This is a genomic window from Mesorhizobium sp. L-2-11, assembly GCF_016756595.1.
Lineage (GTDB): Bacteria > Pseudomonadota > Alphaproteobacteria > Rhizobiales > Rhizobiaceae > Mesorhizobium.
In genome coordinates, this window is the sequence record NZ_AP023260.1 from 25,771 (window position 1) to 45,222 (window position 19,452).

Genomic DNA, 19,452 nt, shown 5'->3' on the forward strand with positions numbered 1-19,452 from the left:
TTTGGTTTGCAATGATAAAAGCTGATCCTGCACGGCTGTCAAAAAATCAACTTGGGTTCAAGCTCTCGACGGCCCTCATCGGGGCCGCTCTTGTTAACTGCTTGCCTCTGCAAGACTAGGCGGTTCCCTGTGCGGCGCCCGGCTGCAGGGCGGTGAGATACTCAGCGACGACCTGCGCCTTGGCAGCGGCCGTGATGATGGCCCTCTTGTCATTCTTAAGTAAGCGGTCAGCCGATAACGTCAGGCCTAAAGTTCCAAGGCATGAGCATTTCGATTTCGGATGCCGGCCAGCCTTGAGCGATGCGGGTCAAGGTCTGCGAGAGCCAGTCGAGCGGATCGACGCTGTTCATTTTGCAGGTTTGCAGCAAGGTGGCTACCGTCGCCCAGGTTCGTCCACCGCCGTGGCTGCCGGCGAATAGACTATTCTTTCGCGTGATCGTCTGGGGCCTGATTGCACGCTCGACGATATTGGAGTCGATTTCGATGCGACCGTCCATCAGAAAGCGTTCCAGCGCCTCCCGCCGGGTGAGCGCGTAGCGGATCGCCTCGGCGGTCTTGGATTTTCCGGAGACCTTGCCCAGTTCCGCTTCCCATAGATCGAAGAGGCTCGCGACAATGGCCACGGACTTTTCCTGACGTAGCGCGGCGCGGCTTCCGGCATCCTTGCCGCGGACCTCGTCCTCGACCTTCCACAATTCGGTCATGGCGATGATCGAATCCGTCGCGGCCTGCGAGACCCCGCTGATGTGCAGGTCGTAGAATTTGCGCCGCAGGTGAGCCCAGCACCCGGCGAGCCGGATTGTTTCATTGCTGCCGGCTTTGGCCCGTGCCTTGACCAGGTTGGTATAGGCCGAGTAGCCATCCACTTGCAGGATACCGCTGAATCCGGCGAGGTGGCGCGCCACGCAATCCGCACCTCTGCTGTCTTCAAAACGATAGGCAACCATTGGCGGACTGGTTCCGCCATAGGGTCGGTCATCCCGTGCGTAGGCCCACAACCAGGCTTTCGTGGTTTTCCCGGAACCAGGGGCAAGGGTGGGCAAGGTCGTCTCGTCGGCGAAGACCCTTTCGCCCTCCTTGATGCGCTCCAGTATGTAATCAGCAAGCATCTGCAGCTCGAAGCCCAGATGCCCCATCCACTGCGCCATCAACGACCGGCTGATCTCGACGCCGTCGCGCAGATAGATCGCCTCCTGCCGATAAAGCGGGAGGCCGTCGGCGTATTTGGAGACGGCGATATAGGCGAGCAGCCGCTCCGTCGGCAGCCCGCTTTCGATGATGTGCGCCGGCGCCAGAGCCTGGACCACGCCGTCACGGCCCCGGAAGGCGTATTTGGGACGGCGCGTGACGATGACCTGGAACTTCGGCGGCACGACGTCCAGCCGCTCGGATCGATCCTCGCCGATCAGAACCTTTTCAAGCCCCTCGCAGTCGGCCGGGATTTCCGGCTCGACGACCTCCTCGATGCGTTCGAGGTGGGCAGCAAAGCCCTTGCGCGGACGCGGGGCGCGCTTCGGCTTGTTCCCGACCGCGCGGTCGAGTTCGCTCCGGATTTCCGAAAGGCCGGTCTCGACCTCTTCGAAGGCAAAGGAGGCCTGCTCGTCGTCGATGGCCAGGCGTAGCCGCTCGGAACGCGTGCCATGTTGCGTGCGCTGTAAAACTTTCAGGATTGACGTGAGATTGGCGATCCGCTCGCTGGCGCTTTTCTCGACAGCTTTCAGCCGGGCGACCTCCGCCTCAGATGCTGCGATCCGAGCGTCGGCGACTGCGATCCGGGCCTCGCTTGCAGCCTGCTCGCGAGCCATGGAAAGGATCATCGCCTTCAGCGCATCAACGTCGTCGGGAAGGGCAAGACCCGGTAGAACCATGGCAAGCAACAGAGCACAAAAACAGCCGCTTTCCCAACCGTTCCAGCCGCATGATTCATCTTGCCGCAGGCCGGTTTCAGCCCGTCGATAACGGCCGCCTGACCCTGGCCGGACGAATCTTTTTCCAGTCCAGTCCGGCCAGAAGCGCCATCAACTGGGCGTGGTCGAGACGCATGCGCGCGGCCGATATCCCCGGCCAGCAGAAGCTGTGATCTTCCAGAGTCTTCGAATAAAGACAAACCCCGCTGCCGTCCCACCACACGATGCGAACCCGGTCCGCACGCTTCGAACGGAATACGTGAAGTGCCCCCGAGAATGGGTCCAGGCCGCCATCCCTGACCAGCGCCATCAAAGATGCCGCGCCCTTGCGGAAGTCGACCGGCTGGCACGACACGTAAACCACCACACCGGAAGCGATCATGCCTTACGAACCGCGCGGATGATCCTCGCCAGGCGATCGGGATCGACATCGCCGCCGGCGCGCACCACTGCGTCGCCAATGACGATTTCCACCGTGTCGCTGCCCACCGCTTCAAAGCGCGTGAACTTCGCCGGCTTGCTCGCTCCCTCCGTCAGTGGCGCAACCATGCCCGACGAAAGCGCCTTGCGGCGCCACGCATAGAGCTGCGAGGGGTCCAGCCCCTCGGAACGCGCAACCGCCGAGACATTGCCCCCTGGCGAGAACGCTTCGGCGACAAGCCGTGCCTTCTCTTCGTCCGACCGATGGCGCGGCTTGCGTCGGGACGGCACAGGCTCCGCCGTCAAAATCTCGAATGTTCGATGATGGCTCATACTGTCGCTCATAGGATTCTCCGCATGATTCATGCTGAAAATGAGCGATCAACCGCCTGCACGCTACGTGGGGACGCCTACGCGCTTACATTCTTAAGGACAGCGAGCCAGTTCGCCAGATAGGCGGCTGTGTTGTCACGCGGATCATGCGCCACGCCCAGGTCGGCACACAGGAACGATGCTGCGAGCTCGGCAACATATCCTGACAGTCAAGCCTGACGATCGTGGCTATCGCGGAATCGGAGTGTCAGGCCTCAGCGTTTTTGATCCTCGCGGGCTGGGCGGCAGCCAAGGTGAAAAAGGCCATGGCTACGCGTCGGTGGCGGCCCTAAGGCGACGTGGCGCTCAGCTCGGCGGCTGTTGCGCGTGCATCCAGTCAGCGGCAGCCTGCGCTTTGCTTGCGGCGGTGAAGATCGCCCGCGCATCGTCCTTCAGCACTTTGAGCCAGGATGCCACATAGGCTGCGTGGTCAGGACGGGGATGATGCGCCAGGCCCAGATCGGCCAGGATATAGGCTGCAGCAAGTTCGGCGGTCAGTTCTTCGACTGCCAAGGCCTCGCGGGTGAAGCGTTTGGCGAAGTCTCGATCGAGCCGATGCTTAGAGCCTGTGGCATGCGCGGCCTCGTGGAGATAAGTCCCGACGTGAGCGACAGGATCGCGGAAGACATTGAAGTCCGGCAAAAAGATGTGGTCGAGATCGATGCGGTAGTATGCGGCATCGGCGCCAAAGGTAACGGGGATGCCGAGCGCACTGATGAAGGCATCGGCATGCGGGATTCGTTCAGAGTCAGGCAGGATTGGAGCAGCGGAAGGCGTGAAGCCCTCGACCTGGGAGCTGTTGAAGACCGAGAAGGCGCGCGCGAAGAGACGTCGCTGGGGGTGCTCATCGTCGCCGACGGCATCATCGTCACCGTGGGCTGCAAATTCCTTCCAGAGCACGACGGTCGTTGCGCGTTCGCCCTTGCGGACCTGGGCGTCAAGCGCCTGCCATTGCCGGTATGTGCCCCAGGTGCCGCTTCCAAAGCCGTGAGCCTGAGCTGCGATCCAAAGAGCGAGCGTATTGACGCCGCGATAGGCCTTTCCGGAAGAGATGTTGGTTGGGCGAGCAATCGAGCTTCCATCGTGGTGCCAGGGATAGATCGCGTCACTGAACTGTCCTGATAGTCTTGTATGAGAGGGTAGCGCAGACGCCTTTGAGTGACCGTCAGCGTGCCTTCAGCGTTGCGCCGGGAGATCCGCGCAGGGCGGAGGCGTAGCCGAAGCCCGGAGCGGATTTCCCGGCGCGGCGCCGATCCAGGCCTATTGGAGGCGTGATATGGTCGTGATCATTCGGGCTGCTCCTGGTTATCCGCCAATCCCGCCCGGCTTCCCCCTCCTCCTCTCCAATCAAATGACAATCGTGGAGCCTGCGTTCAGGTTCTTGCTCGAACAGGCGGAGTTGCGCGCGCATTCGCCGGAAACGATCCGTACCTACGGCGAACATCTCTACGAATGGTTCGATACGCTCGAGCAATCGGAGCTGACTTGGGATCAGGTGAACGAGGGCACAATCCTCGGCTTTCGTAACCGTATGCTGGAGGGAGTAAGTCCGCATACCGGTCGTCCATATGCACGCTCCACGATCAATGACCGCGTAGGATCAGTGTGCAGGTTTTATGCCTGGGCGCATCGCCGCAATCTGATCGAGGAACTGCCCTTCACGTTCAGGGATGCTCCCGCCGTGCGGAAAGGCCGCCAGGGCTTACTCGCGCACATTGCGGGGCGTCCCGGAGCGCAAAATGCGTTGATCGTAGCGGAATACGAAACACTTCCTCGTCCGTTGCGCGTCAGCGACCTGCACCGGCTGTTAGCCGCGCTCGACATGCCGTACCGGTTGATCGCCGAGTGGGCGGTCACGACCGGCATGCGTCGCATGGAACTGTGTGCACTGACGGTGCGCCAGGTGCCGCGGAGTGACCGATTACACATGGATGAGCATCCACTGGTCGGTGTCCCGCTGACAATTACCAAAGGCGGGCGGAAGCGCACCGTCTATCCGCCGCTCCGGCTAATCGATCGCTCCAACTGGTACATCGGTGAAGATCGAGCAGCACTGATCAAGCATCTGTGCCGAAAATGTCCCGACTATAAGCCGCCGGACACCCTGTTCCTCAACCGACGAGGCGGTCCGATCACGAAATCACGGTTGTCGGCCGCTCTTGCGCAGGGCTTCGGGGCGGCGGGGCTGGACGGGTCGGTGCACTGGCTGCGACACACGTTCGCCATGGTGATGCTGGTCCGCCTTCAGGCCGCATCGCTGCGCGATCCGGAGATCAATCCGTTGAAGGTCCTCCAGGTGTTGCTGGGCCACGCCTCGGTTGAAACGACGGCCATTTATCTACGCTGCGTCGACATCCATGGGGACGAGGTCGCTGAGGCCATCGAGTATCTCTACGGTCAGGCGGTTGACGATGCGGGTTGATCGCCGCCGCATCGACCGTCGGCTCGCGGACACTTATGAAGAGGTGCCTGCAATCGGATCCGGCGCCATCGTGCTGTTCCGGTATGCCAGCGGAGAAGCGACACAGAGCTTCGATCTTAGCGAGTTGGGGCTTTCCCGGCCGCTTGCCTCAGCCTACGCCGAGGCGTTCCGGCGTCATCACGCATCGGCGTCGCCGGGAACGCGCAAACAATGCTGGATCGCCCTGAAGACCTTCGCGCGCTTCCTTGCAACGCATGATAGCGTCGTCGAGCTTCCCGATCTAACGACCGATCTGTTCGGCGGATACATCCTATGGCTGGATGCCTTGCCGTCCCGATCGGAAAAACCATGTGCGCCGGGCCTGCGCTATAACCGTTATCAGCCGATCAAGGCGCTAACCGAGTGGATCGCGCGCCAATATCCGAAACAGTTGCCCGTTCGACCTTCCTTCCCGTTCAACCCGTTCCCTGGGCGACATGACGTCTCACCAAATCGGCATCGCCTGTCCGGGCCGCAGCTCAAAGCAATCCTGCGGGCCTGCTACGAAGAAATCGACGCGGCGTGGTCACTGTTCGAGGCGGGTAAGAGAGTTTTAGCGACGCCAGATGGCCACGAGGATCCAGACAGCCTTCCGCACACATTGCGTCTTATGAACACCTTTGGTGGCGGGGTCATGCCACCCAGGCGAGCCGTGCCCGATCATCTTGGGCGCAGGTTGCATCTATGCGGTGGTCACGATCAGCTTGAGAAACATCTCCATGCCACGTCGGACTGCCTCGCTGCATTCTACATCGCCCTGGTTATCCAAACGGCCGGAAATGCCGATGCGCTGCGGCTGATCGATCGCGACTGTATCGAGCCGCACCCATTGGTGGAGCATCGCGTCACCATCGACTGGCGGAAGGGCCGCGCCGGTCACCGACTGAAACGGGCGCAGCGCCGCTCGTTCGATCGCCGACGCCCGTATGCGGCGCCGAATCTCATCGAGAAGCTGCTTGCGATGACCGCGCCGCTCGCAGCCCACGCGCCAGCCAGGGAAGGCGACCACCTGTTCCTCATGCGAAGCCCGTCGCACGGGATCGGCGTCATCCAGCGAACGACGCTGTACACCGCTATCGCGCGGCTCGTAGGTCGCGCCAATGCGCGCGTCGATGCGTGGAACGCCGCGCATCCAGACCAGCCGCGTATCATGCTTCCTCCCTTCAATCCCATGATGTTCCGCGGCAGCGTCGCCATCGAGCACTATCGGGCGTCGGGCGGCGACGTCCGGGTCGCGCAAAATGTGCTCAACCACAGCGATGCCAGCCTGACGGACCGGTATATTCGCAGCGATCAGGCGAGGAGAATCCAACACGAGACGATCGCGCGGCTGCAGGGTCTGATGCTGGCCTGGATCCAGTCAGTGCCCACCGACCCCTCGCCGGCGGCGATCGAGAATGAGCCAGCGGAAGCGTTCGGCCATCGTTGCCTCAAGCCGTTCACAGAGCCAGACCGGCGGTGCCCCAGCTTCGGCGGCTGTCTTGCATGCCCCGGCCTGATCGTTCCGATAGACGCCGCGCATCTTGCCCGGGTGCTCTCGGCAATCGAGCAACTCCACAATGCGCGTGCACAGGTCGATCCTCGACGATGGGCGATGCTATACAAGCCGAGCCATGATCTGCTGGTCAGCGAGATCTTGCCCGACTTCCCGGCAGAACTTCATGTGCCGGCGCGCGCGATGATGGCGGGACTGCCGCCGTTACCGGCGCTGGAGTGATATGATGACCAGCGTCGCGACCGTCTCTCTGGTTCCGGGGAAGTCCGGAATGATGGTCTCATCGACTTCGCAGTGGGACGACGATATCTGGCGCTTCGACATATCGACGCCGGGCGTTACTGACTGTGCGCGCACGATCTCCTGGTCGTTCGACCTGCCGGACGGCACACGGTTCTCAGATCCCGCCTGGGCGGCTCTTAGGGAAACCGTCAAACGCTTCCTGTGGTCGTTGCGGATCGACCCCCCGGCGGGCAAGCGCCGTCTCGCGCCGGGTTCACTGATCAGCGTGTTTACCCAGGTCCGCGTCCTGGTCTGCTGGATGGCGGGAGAAGGCCTAACGCGCTTCGCCAAGTTCGATGCGAACGCCGCGGCCGGGTTCTTGGACGCACTGAAGGCGCGTCCGGGTCGCCGCGACCAGAAGCTGTCTGTCGGAACGCGTGCTGGATATCTGGTGACGATCGGGCGGCTCTATGCCCAGCGGGAGAAGCTCGAGGACCGGGTGCCGGACGATCTGGTCCACTTCTTGGACGAGCATCGCCCACGCAATCGCCGGATCGATCGTGCGCAACGGGTGCTTCCATACACGCCGGACGCAGTCGCCACAGCGCTGATCGGCGGCGCGCTGCGGTTGATCGGCAAGCCCGCCGAAGAGGTGCTCGCGCTGCGCGACCTTGCGGCGAAGGCTTATCGCGAGAGGAGACTGTCTGCCCGGCCAATCCCAGCAAGGGAAGCAGCGCCGTCGGTTGGGCTCGTTCGCGTTCTCCATACTGGAGGGAGAGAATGCGCCCTGGCACCGGCCGATCTACGGGTTCAATGAGATCAACGCTCTGATAGGGCGCATCTACGACGCTTGCTTCGTCGTGATCGCCTGGCTGGTTGGCGCTCGCGTGTCGGAGATACTTGGGCTCGAGGTGGGATGTATCGAACACCATCGCAGTCCCGATGGCGGAGAGATCAGCTATCTGCATGGGCGCGTATACAAGATGGCGACCGGAGATGGTGGTCGCCCTCATCGCTGGATAGCCCCGGAGCCCGTAGTCCGCGCCATCGAAATACTCGAACGATTATCGGCGCCGGTCCGCAAGCAGGTGGGAAGCAACCGCCTGTGGTTGCTGACGCGCGATCCGATCCTGCTCCAGCAGCCAAGCGGCATTCCGAACACCGGCAGCGTCGCGATGCGCTTGAACGGGGCGTTCCGCGATCTGGTCAACCTGCCCCTGCACAAAGGCAAACCCTGGCGCCTCAATACCCATCAGGGCCGCAAGACGTTCGCCCGGTTCATCGGCAAGCGCGACCGGACCGGGCTGCACGCCCTTCAGGAACATCTGGGCCATATCAGCCGCATCATGACCGACCACGCCTATGTGGGGACTGACTTCGAACTCGCCGAACTGATCGGCGAGGAGACGATGAAGGAAACCCGAGCGGCGCTCGAGGATCTCCTAACCGCCAGAGCGCTCGCTGGGCATGCGGGGCGCATGATCGTTCAGCGATCGCGGTTCCGGGGGCGCACAAGGGACGGCGAGCTTCGTGACTATGTGGACTTCATCCTTCGCGACTCCGGCATGGTGCTTGGTGTATGCGACTGGGGTTACTGCCTGTATCGGCGCGAATACTCGGCGTGCCATGGTGATGATCATGGCCCAAACGAACTATGGCGCAGCCAGAGTGTCTGCGTGAACTGCGCCAACTTCGCGGTGAGCCAGCGGCATCGACCCGTCTGGGAAGATCGACGGCGTCGCAATGCCGCGCTGCTGGAGCACCCCGACTTGGACGGGGAAAGCCGGGAACTCGCTGAGCAACGAATAATCGAATGCGACGCGATCCTGAGCGAAATGGATGGAGACCTCCGCGGTGACGGCTGAGCGCGATGGACGATCGCCGCAACAGAAGCGTCGTGCCGGTACTGCGGCCCGGCTCCGCGCAGCGTTGGAACGGCTCATCGCCGCCCAGCCGCAAAACGGCGCGAAGCTGTCCGTCGCGGGACTCGCACGAGAGGCCGGCGTCGGGCGCAATGCAATCTACGTCAATCATCGCGATGTCGTTGCGGAGTTGCTTCTGGCGGCTTCGCATCGGATCGACGCTACAATGGCATCGAAAGAAGCGCCGGAAACCGATTGGCGCGCCGTCGCTACCGGCTTGAGAGAGCAGGTTCGCGGTCTGGCAACCGAGAATGCGAGGTTGCTTCGGCGCGCGCAGGACGCCGAACAGGCAACTGCGCGCGCCGAGAAAAGGGCAGCGAAGCTCGATGCGGACCTGCGGACGCTGCGGTCTCCCGTGCATCTGAACGGGATGAAGCCGAACACCGGCAACCGCTGATCAAGCGGCCTGCTCATGCCGACTGGGTTGCTGCGCGTGCATCCAATCGGCCGCTTGTTGCGCCCAACTCGCGGCCGTGAAGATGGCGCGGGAATCGTCCTTCAACACCTTTATCCACGACGCAACATAGGCCGCATGATCGGGGCGCGGATGGTGGGCGATCCCGAGATCGACAAGGACAAACCCGCTGAGAATCTCGACGCAGCATTCCTCCGCAGCATAGGCGGCCGAACCGAACCGGCCCGAGAGATCGCGGTCAAGCCGGTGCTTCGACCCCGAGGCGTGGCCGGTCTCGTGTTAGGTCACATCTCCATGGCGTCCTTTCTGTCATCTCCCTGATGGGGAATCAGGACAGTTTCTACGTATGAGACGCTGCTCCGCCTTTCGCGGGGAGCGGGCCCGAGGGCCTGCTCCCCGCGAAAGGCGGGTCGCCCGAATTGGAGAGCCTTTGGCCGAGCTATTGTTCACTTCCGATGAGTTTGCACCGAACGGTATGTCAGTCCCTGGCGTGCCGATGCTCCTCGACCGAGAGATGCGTCTGGTCGAACCGGCTTGTGCCTGGTTGCTGCACATTGCGCTCGTAAGAGGACGAACACGCAGCCGGCAGACATGGCGCACTTATGGTGAAGCCCTTTACGACTGGTGGCAGACCCTCGAAGCGAATGAGTGGATATGGGATGAGGTCGGCGTCGCGGAAATCGCTGCGTACCGAGATCGGATGCTCTTTCGACCCAGCGATCACACCGGACGGGCCTATGCCCGCAGCACCGTCAATGGTCGCCTCAGAACATTGGCTTTGTTCTATCGATGGTGTGTTGCTGCGGGTCTCACTGATACTGCACCGTTCAACACGAGCGAACTTGCGCTGTCGCGACGTCAGCCGCAGGGATTCCTCACTCATGTTGATGCCACCGGCGGGCGACAGCTCGCCAATGAACTGACTATCCGGCAAACCTCGGCGCTGCCAAAACCGCTGTCGCCGGTCGCGTTGCGACGCGTGATGGCTGGCCTGGGGTCTCGCGACCGTTTGATAATCGAATGGGCTGTCACAACCGGCATGCGCCGGATGGAGGTAGCCGGATTGAGACTGCGGTCACTTCCACGATCCAGTCTGGATGCTCTGGTCGTCGTCAGAATCGAAGCCACGAAAGGGGGCAAAACGCGGACGGTTTATCCGCCATTGTCCCTGATCGATCGCACGCTCGCCTATGCGCGCGAAGAGCGAGCGGTCATCGTTCGACGAGCCAAATTGCGGCACGCCGACTACGCGGAACCAGATGCTGTCTTCCTGACGGAAGCCGGTCGCGGAATCAGTGCTCGCCGTGTCGGTGCAATGTTCGCCGCCGCGGCCGGGACAGCAGGTGTGACGGCAAGCTTCCATGCGCTGCGACATACCTTTGCGACAGCGATGCTCCGGTTCTTGCAACGGCGGGCGCAAGACGAGCCGGAGCTCAATCCACTTCTCACCCTCCAGGTGGTGTTAGGACATGCCGATCTTTCTACGACGGCAATCTATCTGCGCGTGCTGGCGACAGATCTGACACTGGTGGAATCCTCTGTCGACGAACTTTACGGGGCTCTTCTACAATGAAGCGGCAACGCAAAGATTATCGGCTCGATCCATCGCCTATACCGCTCGCTGGCGAGCCTACTTCGCTGGTGGTCAACTTCCTTGATCCCAACGGTCGACTGGAAAAAAGCTTCGACTTCTCGATCTATGGAATGACACCAAGAGTCGCTGCCGAAATCGCGCTTGCCTTCCGCAACCACCATGCCGGTCACAGTCCGGCCACGCGCGAGGGAGCGTTCCATGCGCTTCGCCGTTGGTTTGTGTTCCTTGGTGAGCAAAATCCCGCCATCACATCGATGCGGGATGTCGATACAACAACGCTACGAGCTTTTATTGCGTGGCTCGATACCAAACCGTGGACCAAGAGTTCTCGCCATGGCACCTGGTCCGTGCTCAAACAGATGGTTCGCTGGCTGAAGCGCAATCGGCCTGAGCTCGTCGCCACCGATCTGGAAATCCCGTTCAACGCCTTTCCTCGCAAGAATGCAGAGACGCGTCCCCGCGAGGCGCTGAGCCGGTCTGAGATGGAAGCGATCCTCTCCGCGGCTCGCAAAGACATAGAAGCAATCTGGTCGACCTTCCAGGCTGGGAAAACCCTGCTCTCCCAGGTCGACCGCGAGGCTATCGCGCGGGAACGGGATCTCAGTCGGCTCGACCTTGATGATCTCGGTGTGATGCTCGCTGTCATCGTCGAGCATTACGGCGGGTTGGTTCCTCCCCAGAACGTGACGCTGGAGCGCGGTGCTGGTCGATGGCGGCTTCACTTCGCCTCGCTTAAGCATGGCGGGAACCAGAAGCTCGCGAGCTATCTTCACACCCTGCCCGAAACGCTGATTCCATACATGATCGCCATCGGGGCGCAGAGCTACGCGAACCCCGAGGCCCTCCGAGAACTTCGACGGGACTGCATGAGCGATCATCTGCTTTTAGATGGCCGGGAAGTCATGACGTGGTCGAAGGGCCGCTCAAACCGAGTGCAGCGGCGAAGCTTCCTGCGTGACAAAAGTTTGTCGGTGCCTCACCTCATCGATCAGGTAGTGGAAATGACGGCGTTATTGATGCCCCATGTTCCGGCGCATGATCGCGAGCGGCTCTTTCTGGTCGCGAGCATAAACGGCACGCGTGCGATCAAGCTGATCCCCGACTACTTGATGAGTAAGCACGTCAGATTGTTCGCCCAACGTCACGGCCTTGTTGACGAAAAAGGCGCGCCGCTCGCGCTCACCCTGGCCGCGCTGCGAACTACGGGGCTCACTCTCGCGCATGAAACGCTCGGGCACGATATCCTGAAGACCCAGATCCTCGCCAATCACGCCACGCCGGATACAACGCAGCGCTATATCGATCGGCCGATCGTGCGAAAGGCCCAGGAGCGCATTATCGGTGATCTGCAATTACGCTTCGTCGAAGCCATTCGCAGCCCCCACGATGAGGCTGATGACGAACGTGATGCCGACGTAGCGACAGTCCAGGCCGAATATGCCACGGCTGCCGGCTTCATCTGCAAGGATCCACTCGCGGGCGTCGGGGAAGGCCAGAAAACTGGCCGTCTATGCACGGCCTGGCTGGGCTGCTTCACCTGCCCGAACGCGGTGATTCCTCTCGATCCTGGTGTTCTAATCCGGTTGCTGTCGACGCGAGATGCCCTTGTCGCGGCACGTCAAGCGCTGGCTCCGGACCGCTGGCGGCTCCTCTACGCGCCGAAACTGGAAATCCTCGAGCACGACATCCTGCCGCGCTTCTCGCCGGAGCTTCACTTGGCCGCGTCCATGGAAGCGGCACCAGCTCTGCCGGTGATCGAATGAAGGCGCGACGTGCTCGAAAACCTGTTCTCGCCGAGTGGTCCGAAGCACCGCTCTCGCAATGGAGCCGGTTCGGCGATGATGAATGGTTGCTCGACATCCGGACCGCCGGCCGGCGCGCCGACCAGAACAAAATGAGCTGGACGATCGCCTTGCCGGAGGGAGCTGTCATCAGTGAAGACGCGTGGCGTGCTCTCCATGAAACCGCGAAGCAGTTCTTATGGTCGATGACCGTGAATCCACCAGCCGGTCGCAAGCGGCTGTCACCAACGTCGGTGCATGGCAAAGCCATCACCCTGAAAACCATGATCCGGTGGATGGTGCTCGACGGACTGGAGACGTTCAGCAGCATTGATGCCGCGGCCGTGGAGCGGCTGCGAGCCTGGCTGCTGACACGAGTGGGATACCGGGGAAAGCCCATCACGGCGAACACCATCGTCAACTACATGGTGGTGCTGAAGGATCTCTATCGACAGCGAACCAAGCTTGATGATGCCCCGTTGATCGATCCTCTGCCGCAGGAGACGACCTATGAGGCGGCAGGCCTGACGCCCGCGACGCGCGGTGCGATCCCGTTCATTCCCGATGCCATTGCGATCTCCTTGCTGAATACCGCTCTGCAATGGGTGGAGGACCATGGTCCAACGATCGTGAAAGCAGAGACGATCCGACGCGAGGCACGGGCGTTCGGACTGACCCAAGGGGCAAAAAGGCAAGCTTCCTACCATGTACGCAAGGCATTGCGGCGTGCCGATCTGAAAGGCCCTGCGGGCGAAGCACTGTCCGGCGCGTATGCGGTCCGCCACGCTGCCACGCATCTCGCGGAGGCCTGCTATATCATCATTGCCGGCTTCGTCGGCATGCGCGTGAGCGAAATCCTCTCGACCGAGGTCGGTGCCATCGAGTTCCACCCCATCGGGGATACCGGCGTCGATCAAGCCTACATTGTCGCGCGGTTGTTCAAGACCGTCGACCAGCATGGCGGACGACTGGAGCGCTGGATTGCTCCTGACCCCGTGGTGAAGGCGGTCAGCCTACTTGAGCAGCTGAGTGCACCGTTGCGTAAAGCGTCCGGAAGGCGAGAACTCTTCCTCGTCAAAAATACCCAGTACGGCGAGATCGTCCCGGTCACCCAGATGCATATCGGCTGGCGGATCAACGATTTTGCCCGACATGTTGGCGTGCCCATGCACGAGGGAAAGCCTTGGGCATTCAGCAGCCACCAGTTCCGCAAGACGTTTGCGCGCTTTATCGCGCGAAAGGACCGGTCGCAACTTCTTGGCCTTGCGGGGCATTACAAACACGCATCGGTCGCGATGACCGCGCGTGGTTATGTCGGCAGCGACTTCGATCTCCGGCAACTCGTCGATCATGAAAACCGGGCGGAAACAGCCACGGCATTGGAACGAATGCTGGTCAGCGATCGACTTGCCGGGCGCATGGGCGAGCGCATTGTCGCGGGCAACGCCCGGTTCCGGGGACGCGCCGGCGAGCAGGTCCGTCAGGATTACATCGAGTTTGTCCTCGCCGAAACGGACCTGCGCATCCACGCCTGCGATTACGGCTGGTGTGTGTTCCAGCAGGAGACCAGTCGTTGTGGAGGTGAAATAGCACCCAGCGAGGCCGGCCGGAGTCCATCTGTCTGCCTGGGCTGCGCGAACATGGTGATCGAGCCGCAGCATGCGCCTTATTGGCAGGACCGTCGGACGAGGAACCAGGTGTTGCTCCCTGCCGCCAACGAAATGACGGTCGCGGTTCTCACCGAGGCAATCGAACAATGCGACAATGTCCTGATCAGGATCGGAGAACATGATGGATGACCCACGCTCGCCTTCCGCCTTGTCTGCGGCGCGCGCTTATCGTGCGGCGCTGGCTCGACTGGTTCGTGGCGAGGGCCGCCATCCGGATCATCAGGGGCGCATCGTGAGGATCAGTCCCGCTTCGGTCGCGCGTGAAGCGGGGAAAAGCCGAAATCCGCTCTACACGACACATCGCGACATCCTCGATGAGATCGAGGCCGCCGTACAGGCACCAGGTCCTTCCAAAGACCTCGCGGCCCGGGTGACGGAAATGGAGGTTGAGATTGCACAGCTCCGTTCCGAAGCCCGCCGGCACAGCGAAGAAAAGCGGAAGCTGGCGAGCGAAAATCTAGCACTCCTTCACCGGGCGAGGACGGCGGAGGACAAACTGGCATCCTCGCAGCGGCGGGCGCCATTGGCGCCTGCCGCTGCGTTGCCTGTCAGGCCGCTACCGCGCTGATCTGCTGGCAGGGCTGTTGCGCATGCATCCAGTCGACAGCGGCCTGAGCCTTGCTTGAGGCCGTGAAGATGGCGGAGGTATCGGCGCGAAGGACCTTCAACCAACTGGAGATATAGGCGGCGTGATCCGGCCTTGGCCGTGCCGATATCGATAGATCGGCGAGAACCATGGCTGCTCCAGCGTCAGCAATTATCTCCTCCATGGCATAGGCTTCGGAGCCGAACCGTCCGGATAGATCGCGGTCGAGTCTGTGTTTTACTCCTGACGCGTGAAGACCTTCATGGAAAAGCACGCTGTAATGAGACGCGACGTCGCGGAATGAGCTGAAAACTGGCATATGCACCCGATCAGCCGAAGGCAAATAGTAGGCTTCGTTGCCTCCATATACGGTGCTGATCCCAAGGTTCGCATAGAAAGCATCAGCGTGTGCGATACGTTCTTCTTCCGAGCGGGCAACCGCCGGTTCTGGCTCATAACCATCGACCTGGGCGCAGTTGAACACCGAATAGCCGCGGGCGAATAGACGCCGACGCTCACCATCATTGGAATCATCATCCTCATAAGTCTTGCCGCCGATCTGCCCCCAGAAGACGACGGTTGTGGATCTCTCACCTTTGCGCACCTGGGCACCAAGGGCCTGCCATTGGCGATACGTTCCCCAGAGGCCGGCAGGATATCCAGCGCTATGCGCCGCGACCCACAAGGCAAGTGTGTTCACGCCACGGTAGGCCTTGCCGGATGCAATATTGGTCGGCCGGGCAGTGGCTGTTCCATCATGATGCCAGGGCATCACATACTCGCCAGCACCGGCTTCGATGGCAGCGATAATCTCTTCAGTGATGCGGGCATAAACATCTGCTCGGTTCAGAGAAGCCATCGTCATGCCCTCCCTGCTGCAGGTGCTGAAGCAAGAAGGACACTTGCGATGAAACCTAACTCGTGCAACCACACCCCATAGAACGATGCGGCATCGCGGAAGGAAACGAAGTCCGGCATGAACACCGTATCGGAAGACGGAAGATAGTAAGCATCCGATCCGCCGAAGACGGTCTTGATGCCGAGATTGGTGATGAACGCCTCCGCGTGTGCGAGACGCTCGTTCTCCGGCAGCGTGTCCGTCGGCGGACGCTCGTATCCGTCTACCTGAGCGACGTTGAACACCGAAAATGCCCGGGCGAACATCCGGCGCCGGCCACCTTCCTCATCGTCGTCATCGTCATCAGCCGGCTCGGAGGAAGCGATCTGCTTCCACAGAACGACGGTGGTCGAACGCTCGGCCTTGCGGACCTGCGCGCCGGCGGCCTGCCATTGCCTGTAGGTTCCCCACAGACCGTCGCCATAACCGGCGGCCACGGCTGCTACCCAAAGCGCCACCGTATTTATGCCGCGGTAGCGCCTGCCAGAGGATATATTGGTTGGCCGTGCAGCGCCCGTGCCGTTGTGGAACCACGGCGCGTGCCATTCGCCTGCACCTTGCTCGATGGCCGCGATGATCTCCGCCGTGACGCGGGTGTACACGTCTGCCCGATCTTGATCCGCCATGATCAGGCCCTCCCTGCGCAGGAGGTGTCAGCGCTCAAGAATACATTTGCAAAATGACCTAACCAGGGCATGACATACTCACCGGCGCCGGCTTCGATAGCCGCAACAATCTCGGCTGTTATGCGGGCGTAAACGTCCGCGCGATCGAGAGAAGCCATGGTCAGGCCCTCCCAGCGACAGGCATCGCGGCAAGGAGGACACTTGCGATGAAACCTAACTCGTGCAGCAAAGTCGAGTAAAGGTGAACCTCGCTGTCGAAACGCCCGCGGTCCGGCATAAGGATGTCGTCGATGCTGGGCCGGTAGCAAGCTTTGGTGCCACCGTAGTTGACGCTTGCGCCGGTGTTCTGGACGAAGCTCTCGACGGTCTCGATGTGCGGAACCGGATTGCCCGGCAACTCCTCGACCGGGCTGAAGAACCTGTTCGGCATGTTCTCGATCTGCTCAATATTGAAGACGGGGTAGCCCTTCAGATACGGAATCTCGCGGTCTTCGTCGCCTTCGTGATCCTTCGGAGTGAACGTGCCGTACTTGACGACAAGGGTTCCTTTTTCGCCCTTGCGGACCTGACCGCCGAAGTCCTGGGCCTGCCGGTAGGTCATCCAGGTGTTTTCCTCGTAGCCGAACGTCTGGCCCGCGACCCACAGCATGATGACGTTGATTCCGCGGTAGGCTTCGCCGGTAGCGCGCCGCGGAATGATCGCGCTGCGGCGGGCATTGCCGCGCCAGGGGCGGATCCACGGCTTGGTACCGGCTCCAAGCTGCTCGACAATGGTGTCCGTGATGCGCTGGTAGGTGTCCTTGATGCTCTGCATGACCGTCTCCATCCGTTGGTTGACGGCAAAGACCGAAGATAGCCGAAACGAGCCCATGCACCCGTAGGGCCGCAACGGAGAGGAGGACCGCGCCAGCGGTTGCATGGGGGAGGGGCTGTCGTAGCTTGTCCGTCAAATCACCCAACGGATGGAGACGGCCGGCCGCATCGAACGCGCCGGCGGTCAACTACGGTCGCTGAGCAACTTGCCGCCTGCGGACGCTGTCACCGTTCGCGGTCATCGCTATCGCGCTCACGCGCTCGCTGCGCCGCGATATCCGTCTCGATGGCCAGGTCGGCAGGCGGCGTGCCTTGCAGGGTCGCTTCGGCTCTTTCGGCCTGCACGGGCGCCTCGATGGCCTGTGGCTCACGGCCAAGGCGGGAAAAGTCGGATCGGGCGGTGAAGGTGATTTCCGCTTCATCATCGGGCAGTCGCTCCGGGAGGTCCGCGCGATCGACGGCGATGATCCGTTCGTCCGAGACGATGCTGGCGACACGGTCGTCGTGCCCGAGCACCTGGCCGGTCACTTCTTCGCCTGGGCGGGCTGTGCGGACGTTGTGTTCAAAGGGTACCTCGCCGCGCACCTCGAGGTCGGACAGCGCGGCCCGAAGGGCTTGGCGGCGGTTCGGATCAACCGCGTCCTCAAGCACATATTTCATGGCCGCGCTTGACGGGTCGTTCGTGGTTTCGCTCGACGCCTCGATCATGCGCGGCTTGGTGATGACGGTGAAATCGACCTCATGACCGTAGTGACGGCCAAGCTCGGCAATGAACGCCTCCTGGGTGCGTCCGTTGCCCTCGCGAAAGGGATGTACATAATTGAGCTCGGCCATGACCTGGCCCGCACGCTCGGCGAACTGATCTGGCGTCGAGCCTCGCAAAACGTCGGGATCACGGATAGGCTTCAACGCCTCGTCGAGCCCCATGTCGATGCGCGAGCCGTGCAGGAACGCAGTGCCGCCTTTGGAGAGGCCACCGATCGGCTCCACACGCTGCCCGTCCACGATCGGGCTTTCGTTGCGGGTGTGCCCGGCCCATTCGTAGACGTCCTGAAAGATGTGGCTGTGGATGGCTTTCAGGTGCGTCTTGTCGAATTGCCCTTGCGGGCCGTCGCCTTCGGCAATTTCCGCCATGCGGAAAGCCGTGGCGCGGTATTCTTCGATGCGGAGTTCGGAATGAGTCTCGATGCCGAACCTGTTGCGCAGCACATCAGCACGATCAGGATCGTCCGACGTGTTCGGGTAGAAATAGGAACCTTTGGCAGGGCTCTCGGACATCGGCGGGGCCAACAAAAAACCGCCTGCGTAGGGCAGGCGGCCTTTCGCCTTTGACAGTTGGTGTTTCGGCTATGCCCGTTTCGCCGGCCGCACGACACGCAGGCGATACTCTTCCCGGGTGATATCGCCGGCGACGTAGGCCGCCGTCGCTTCCTCCAGTACCGGATCGTGCGTGTAGCCCTGCCGGATATTGGCCGCGCGTGCCTGATCTGTCGCCTTCCGGCGCTTTGCAACGGCTTCCGGCGAGCGGTCCGGACGGGTCGAATGGATATTCATCAACAGATCTCCAATAGCGACAAACATTAGCAGAAAAACCGCTGAAAATCGAGCGGTTTGCGGCATTTATCGGCCTTGTGAGGAATGCGCCCGGCTCGAGGCCGGGCGCTTCACGTCAATCAATCGCGGGGATCCCATTCGATTATCGCCTGCAGGGTGGGATCGTCCTGGCCGGGGTAGCGGCCGAGATTGGCGTTGAAGCCGAGACGCTTGATCGACAAAGTGTAGTAGGGCTTTTTCGCCTCGCTGGTCTTCTTCCAGATGCCGCCGACCTCGATGTCATAGCCGCGGGGAGACTTGGCATAGACGCGGTGCGTCGGGGCTTTCTCGTTGCTCGAGTCGAACGGGACAACGTGGATGTCCAGGTCGCGATCGATGGTGGAGATTAGGCCGTTGCCCTTGGCGGCGTCCAGGTCGTCGGTGTCGAACTGGATGAAGTTGGTGGTGGTCATGTCAGTCACTCCTCTTTGGTGGTTGCGACGATTGTTCACGGGCACGGCGGAAAGCGGTGCGCACCGCAGGCCGAAGCGGTAGCGGAGGAAGCCGGAGGCCGGAAAAATTTGCTGCGCGAGGAAGCCGCAGGCGGGGAAATTTTTGCGGAGTCCGGATTTGCGCAAACCGCGTCGACGTGCGAACGAGCGTCAAAAGCAACCGCCATGGAGGGGTGAGGGATGAACATCATTGGCTATATCCCCCGGCTCGCTGACGACCTGAAG

17 protein-coding genes and 4 pseudogenes are annotated in these 19,452 nt (G+C 61.6%); 9 read left to right on the forward strand and 12 right to left on the reverse strand.

Features of this window, described 5'->3' with window-relative positions; translation table 11 throughout:
• Nucleotides 1-227: 227 nt before the first annotated feature.
• The 5 genes and pseudogenes from tnpC to JG739_RS34105 form a co-directional block, all read right to left on the reverse strand.
• On the reverse strand, nucleotides 228-1,868 hold the full coding sequence (tnpC, locus tag JG739_RS34085) for an IS66 family transposase (protein WP_183445373.1): 1,641 nt from the start codon (nucleotides 1,866-1,868) through the stop codon (nucleotides 228-230).
• A gap of 76 nt (nucleotides 1,869-1,944) precedes the next feature.
• Nucleotides 1,945-2,289, reverse strand: a complete 345-nt coding sequence (gene tnpB / locus JG739_RS34090; RefSeq protein WP_183445374.1) for an IS66 family insertion sequence element accessory protein TnpB — start codon at nucleotides 2,287-2,289, stop codon at nucleotides 1,945-1,947.
• Nucleotides 2,286-2,672, reverse strand: coding sequence for a transposase (locus tag JG739_RS34095; protein WP_183445375.1), 387 nt, complete (start codon nucleotides 2,670-2,672; stop codon nucleotides 2,286-2,288). Before JG739_RS34095 ends, tnpB begins: the two co-directional genes overlap by 4 nt.
• A gap of 65 nt (nucleotides 2,673-2,737) precedes the next feature.
• Nucleotides 2,738-2,815 (reverse strand): hypothetical protein, encoded by a 78-nt coding sequence (locus JG739_RS36595; RefSeq protein ID WP_446720588.1) that lies wholly within the window; start codon nucleotides 2,813-2,815, stop codon nucleotides 2,738-2,740.
• Between the two features lie 190 nt (nucleotides 2,816-3,005).
• Nucleotides 3,006-3,794: pseudogene (locus JG739_RS34105) on the reverse strand (ArdC family protein); the annotation flags it as partial.
• Between the two features lie 181 nt (nucleotides 3,795-3,975).
• Between JG739_RS34105 and JG739_RS34110 the strand changes: the two are divergent.
• The 5 genes from JG739_RS34110 to JG739_RS34130 all read left to right on the forward strand — a co-directional run bounded on the left by JG739_RS34110 (nucleotide 3,976) and on the right by JG739_RS34130 (nucleotide 9,196).
• Entirely contained in the window at nucleotides 3,976-5,121 is a 1,146-nt protein-coding gene (locus JG739_RS34110; protein WP_199202485.1) for a tyrosine-type recombinase/integrase, read from the forward strand.
• A gap of 124 nt (nucleotides 5,122-5,245) precedes the next feature.
• A complete protein-coding gene (locus JG739_RS34115; protein ID WP_202367951.1) occupies nucleotides 5,246-6,877 on the forward strand; it encodes a hypothetical protein in 1,632 nt (543 codons plus the stop codon).
• 49 nt (nucleotides 6,878-6,926) lie between these two features.
• Nucleotides 6,927-7,694: a hypothetical protein gene (locus JG739_RS34120; protein ID WP_202367952.1), complete on the forward strand. Its 768-nt coding sequence runs from the start codon at nucleotides 6,927-6,929 to the stop codon at nucleotides 7,692-7,694.
• Nucleotides 7,621-8,742: a hypothetical protein gene (locus tag JG739_RS34125; protein WP_199202488.1), complete on the forward strand. Its 1,122-nt coding sequence runs from the start codon at nucleotides 7,621-7,623 to the stop codon at nucleotides 8,740-8,742. Before JG739_RS34120 ends, JG739_RS34125 begins: the two co-directional genes overlap by 74 nt.
• Entirely contained in the window at nucleotides 8,717-9,196 is a 480-nt protein-coding gene (locus JG739_RS34130) for a hypothetical protein (protein WP_199202489.1), read from the forward strand. The genes JG739_RS34125 and JG739_RS34130 overlap by 26 nt, the downstream gene beginning before the upstream one ends.
• Here JG739_RS34130 and JG739_RS34135 read toward each other — a convergent pair.
• Nucleotides 9,197-9,493 (reverse strand): annotated as a pseudogene (locus JG739_RS34135) (zincin-like metallopeptidase domain-containing protein); the annotation flags it as partial.
• 151 nt (nucleotides 9,494-9,644) lie between these two features.
• Between JG739_RS34135 and JG739_RS34140 the strand changes: the two are divergent.
• Genes JG739_RS34140 through JG739_RS34155 form a run of 4 tightly spaced genes read left to right on the forward strand, consistent with a single transcriptional unit; the run spans nucleotide 9,645 to nucleotide 14,827 of the window.
• Nucleotides 9,645-10,787, forward strand: coding sequence for a tyrosine-type recombinase/integrase (locus tag JG739_RS34140; RefSeq protein WP_199202490.1), 1,143 nt, complete (start codon nucleotides 9,645-9,647; stop codon nucleotides 10,785-10,787).
• Nucleotides 10,784-12,571 (forward strand): site-specific integrase, encoded by a 1,788-nt coding sequence (locus JG739_RS34145; RefSeq protein ID WP_244749624.1) that lies wholly within the window; start codon nucleotides 10,784-10,786, stop codon nucleotides 12,569-12,571. Before JG739_RS34140 ends, JG739_RS34145 begins: the two co-directional genes overlap by 4 nt.
• Nucleotides 12,568-14,388 (forward strand): hypothetical protein, encoded by a 1,821-nt coding sequence (locus JG739_RS34150; protein WP_199202491.1) that lies wholly within the window; start codon nucleotides 12,568-12,570, stop codon nucleotides 14,386-14,388. The genes JG739_RS34145 and JG739_RS34150 overlap by 4 nt, the downstream gene beginning before the upstream one ends.
• Nucleotides 14,378-14,827, forward strand: a complete 450-nt coding sequence (locus JG739_RS34155; RefSeq protein ID WP_199202492.1) for a hypothetical protein — start codon at nucleotides 14,378-14,380, stop codon at nucleotides 14,825-14,827. The genes JG739_RS34150 and JG739_RS34155 overlap by 11 nt, the downstream gene beginning before the upstream one ends.
• On the opposite strand, the gene JG739_RS34160 is transcribed toward JG739_RS34155, so the two are convergent.
• The 6 genes and pseudogenes from JG739_RS34160 to JG739_RS34185 form a co-directional block, all read right to left on the reverse strand.
• Entirely contained in the window at nucleotides 14,808-15,710 is a 903-nt protein-coding gene (locus JG739_RS34160; protein WP_199202493.1) for an ArdC family protein, read from the reverse strand. The two genes, JG739_RS34155 and JG739_RS34160, sit on opposite strands and share 20 nt — an antisense overlap.
• Nucleotides 15,711-15,757: 47 nt before the next feature.
• Nucleotides 15,758-16,369 (reverse strand): annotated as a pseudogene (locus tag JG739_RS34165) (ArdC family protein); the annotation flags it as partial.
• A 214-nt stretch (nucleotides 16,370-16,583) separates the two neighbouring features.
• A pseudogene (locus tag JG739_RS34170) lies at nucleotides 16,584-17,183 on the reverse strand (ArdC family protein); the annotation flags it as partial.
• A gap of 224 nt (nucleotides 17,184-17,407) precedes the next feature.
• A complete protein-coding gene (locus JG739_RS34175) occupies nucleotides 17,408-18,460 on the reverse strand; it encodes a Fic/DOC family protein (RefSeq protein WP_199202495.1) in 1,053 nt (350 codons plus the stop codon).
• Between the two features lie 69 nt (nucleotides 18,461-18,529).
• On the reverse strand, nucleotides 18,530-18,736 hold the full coding sequence (locus tag JG739_RS34180) for an antitoxin VbhA family protein (RefSeq protein ID WP_182574639.1): 207 nt from the start codon (nucleotides 18,734-18,736) through the stop codon (nucleotides 18,530-18,532).
• Between the two features lie 119 nt (nucleotides 18,737-18,855).
• Nucleotides 18,856-19,188: a DUF736 family protein gene (locus tag JG739_RS34185; RefSeq protein WP_107652808.1), complete on the reverse strand. Its 333-nt coding sequence runs from the start codon at nucleotides 19,186-19,188 to the stop codon at nucleotides 18,856-18,858.
• Nucleotides 19,189-19,452 lie beyond the last annotated feature (264 nt).

Coding starts and splice junctions, on each gene's coding strand:
- tnpC (WP_183445373.1), bottom strand. CDS start 1,868: ATGGTTCTACCGGGTCTTGCCCTTCCCGACGACGTTGATGCGCTGAAG.
- tnpB (WP_183445374.1), bottom strand. CDS start 2,289: ATGATCGCTTCCGGTGTGGTGGTTTACGTGTCGTGCCAGCCGGTCGAC.
- JG739_RS34095 (WP_183445375.1), bottom strand. CDS start 2,672: ATGAGCGACAGTATGAGCCATCATCGAACATTCGAGATTTTGACGGCG.
- JG739_RS34110 (WP_199202485.1), top strand. CDS start 3,976: ATGGTCGTGATCATTCGGGCTGCTCCTGGTTATCCGCCAATCCCGCCC.
- JG739_RS34120 (WP_202367952.1), top strand. CDS start 6,927: ATGATGGTCTCATCGACTTCGCAGTGGGACGACGATATCTGGCGCTTC.
- JG739_RS34130 (WP_199202489.1), top strand. CDS start 8,717: ATGGAGACCTCCGCGGTGACGGCTGAGCGCGATGGACGATCGCCGCAA.
- JG739_RS34145 (WP_244749624.1), top strand. CDS start 10,784: ATGAAGCGGCAACGCAAAGATTATCGGCTCGATCCATCGCCTATACCG.
- JG739_RS34150 (WP_199202491.1), top strand. CDS start 12,568: ATGAAGGCGCGACGTGCTCGAAAACCTGTTCTCGCCGAGTGGTCCGAA.
- JG739_RS34155 (WP_199202492.1), top strand. CDS start 14,378: ATGATGGATGACCCACGCTCGCCTTCCGCCTTGTCTGCGGCGCGCGCT.
- JG739_RS34160 (WP_199202493.1), bottom strand. CDS start 15,710: ATGACGATGGCTTCTCTGAACCGAGCAGATGTTTATGCCCGCATCACT.
- JG739_RS34175 (WP_199202495.1), bottom strand. CDS start 18,460: ATGTCCGAGAGCCCTGCCAAAGGTTCCTATTTCTACCCGAACACGTCG.
- JG739_RS34180 (WP_182574639.1), bottom strand. CDS start 18,736: ATGAATATCCATTCGACCCGTCCGGACCGCTCGCCGGAAGCCGTTGCA.
- JG739_RS34185 (WP_107652808.1), bottom strand. CDS start 19,188: ATGACCACCACCAACTTCATCCAGTTCGACACCGACGACCTGGACGCC.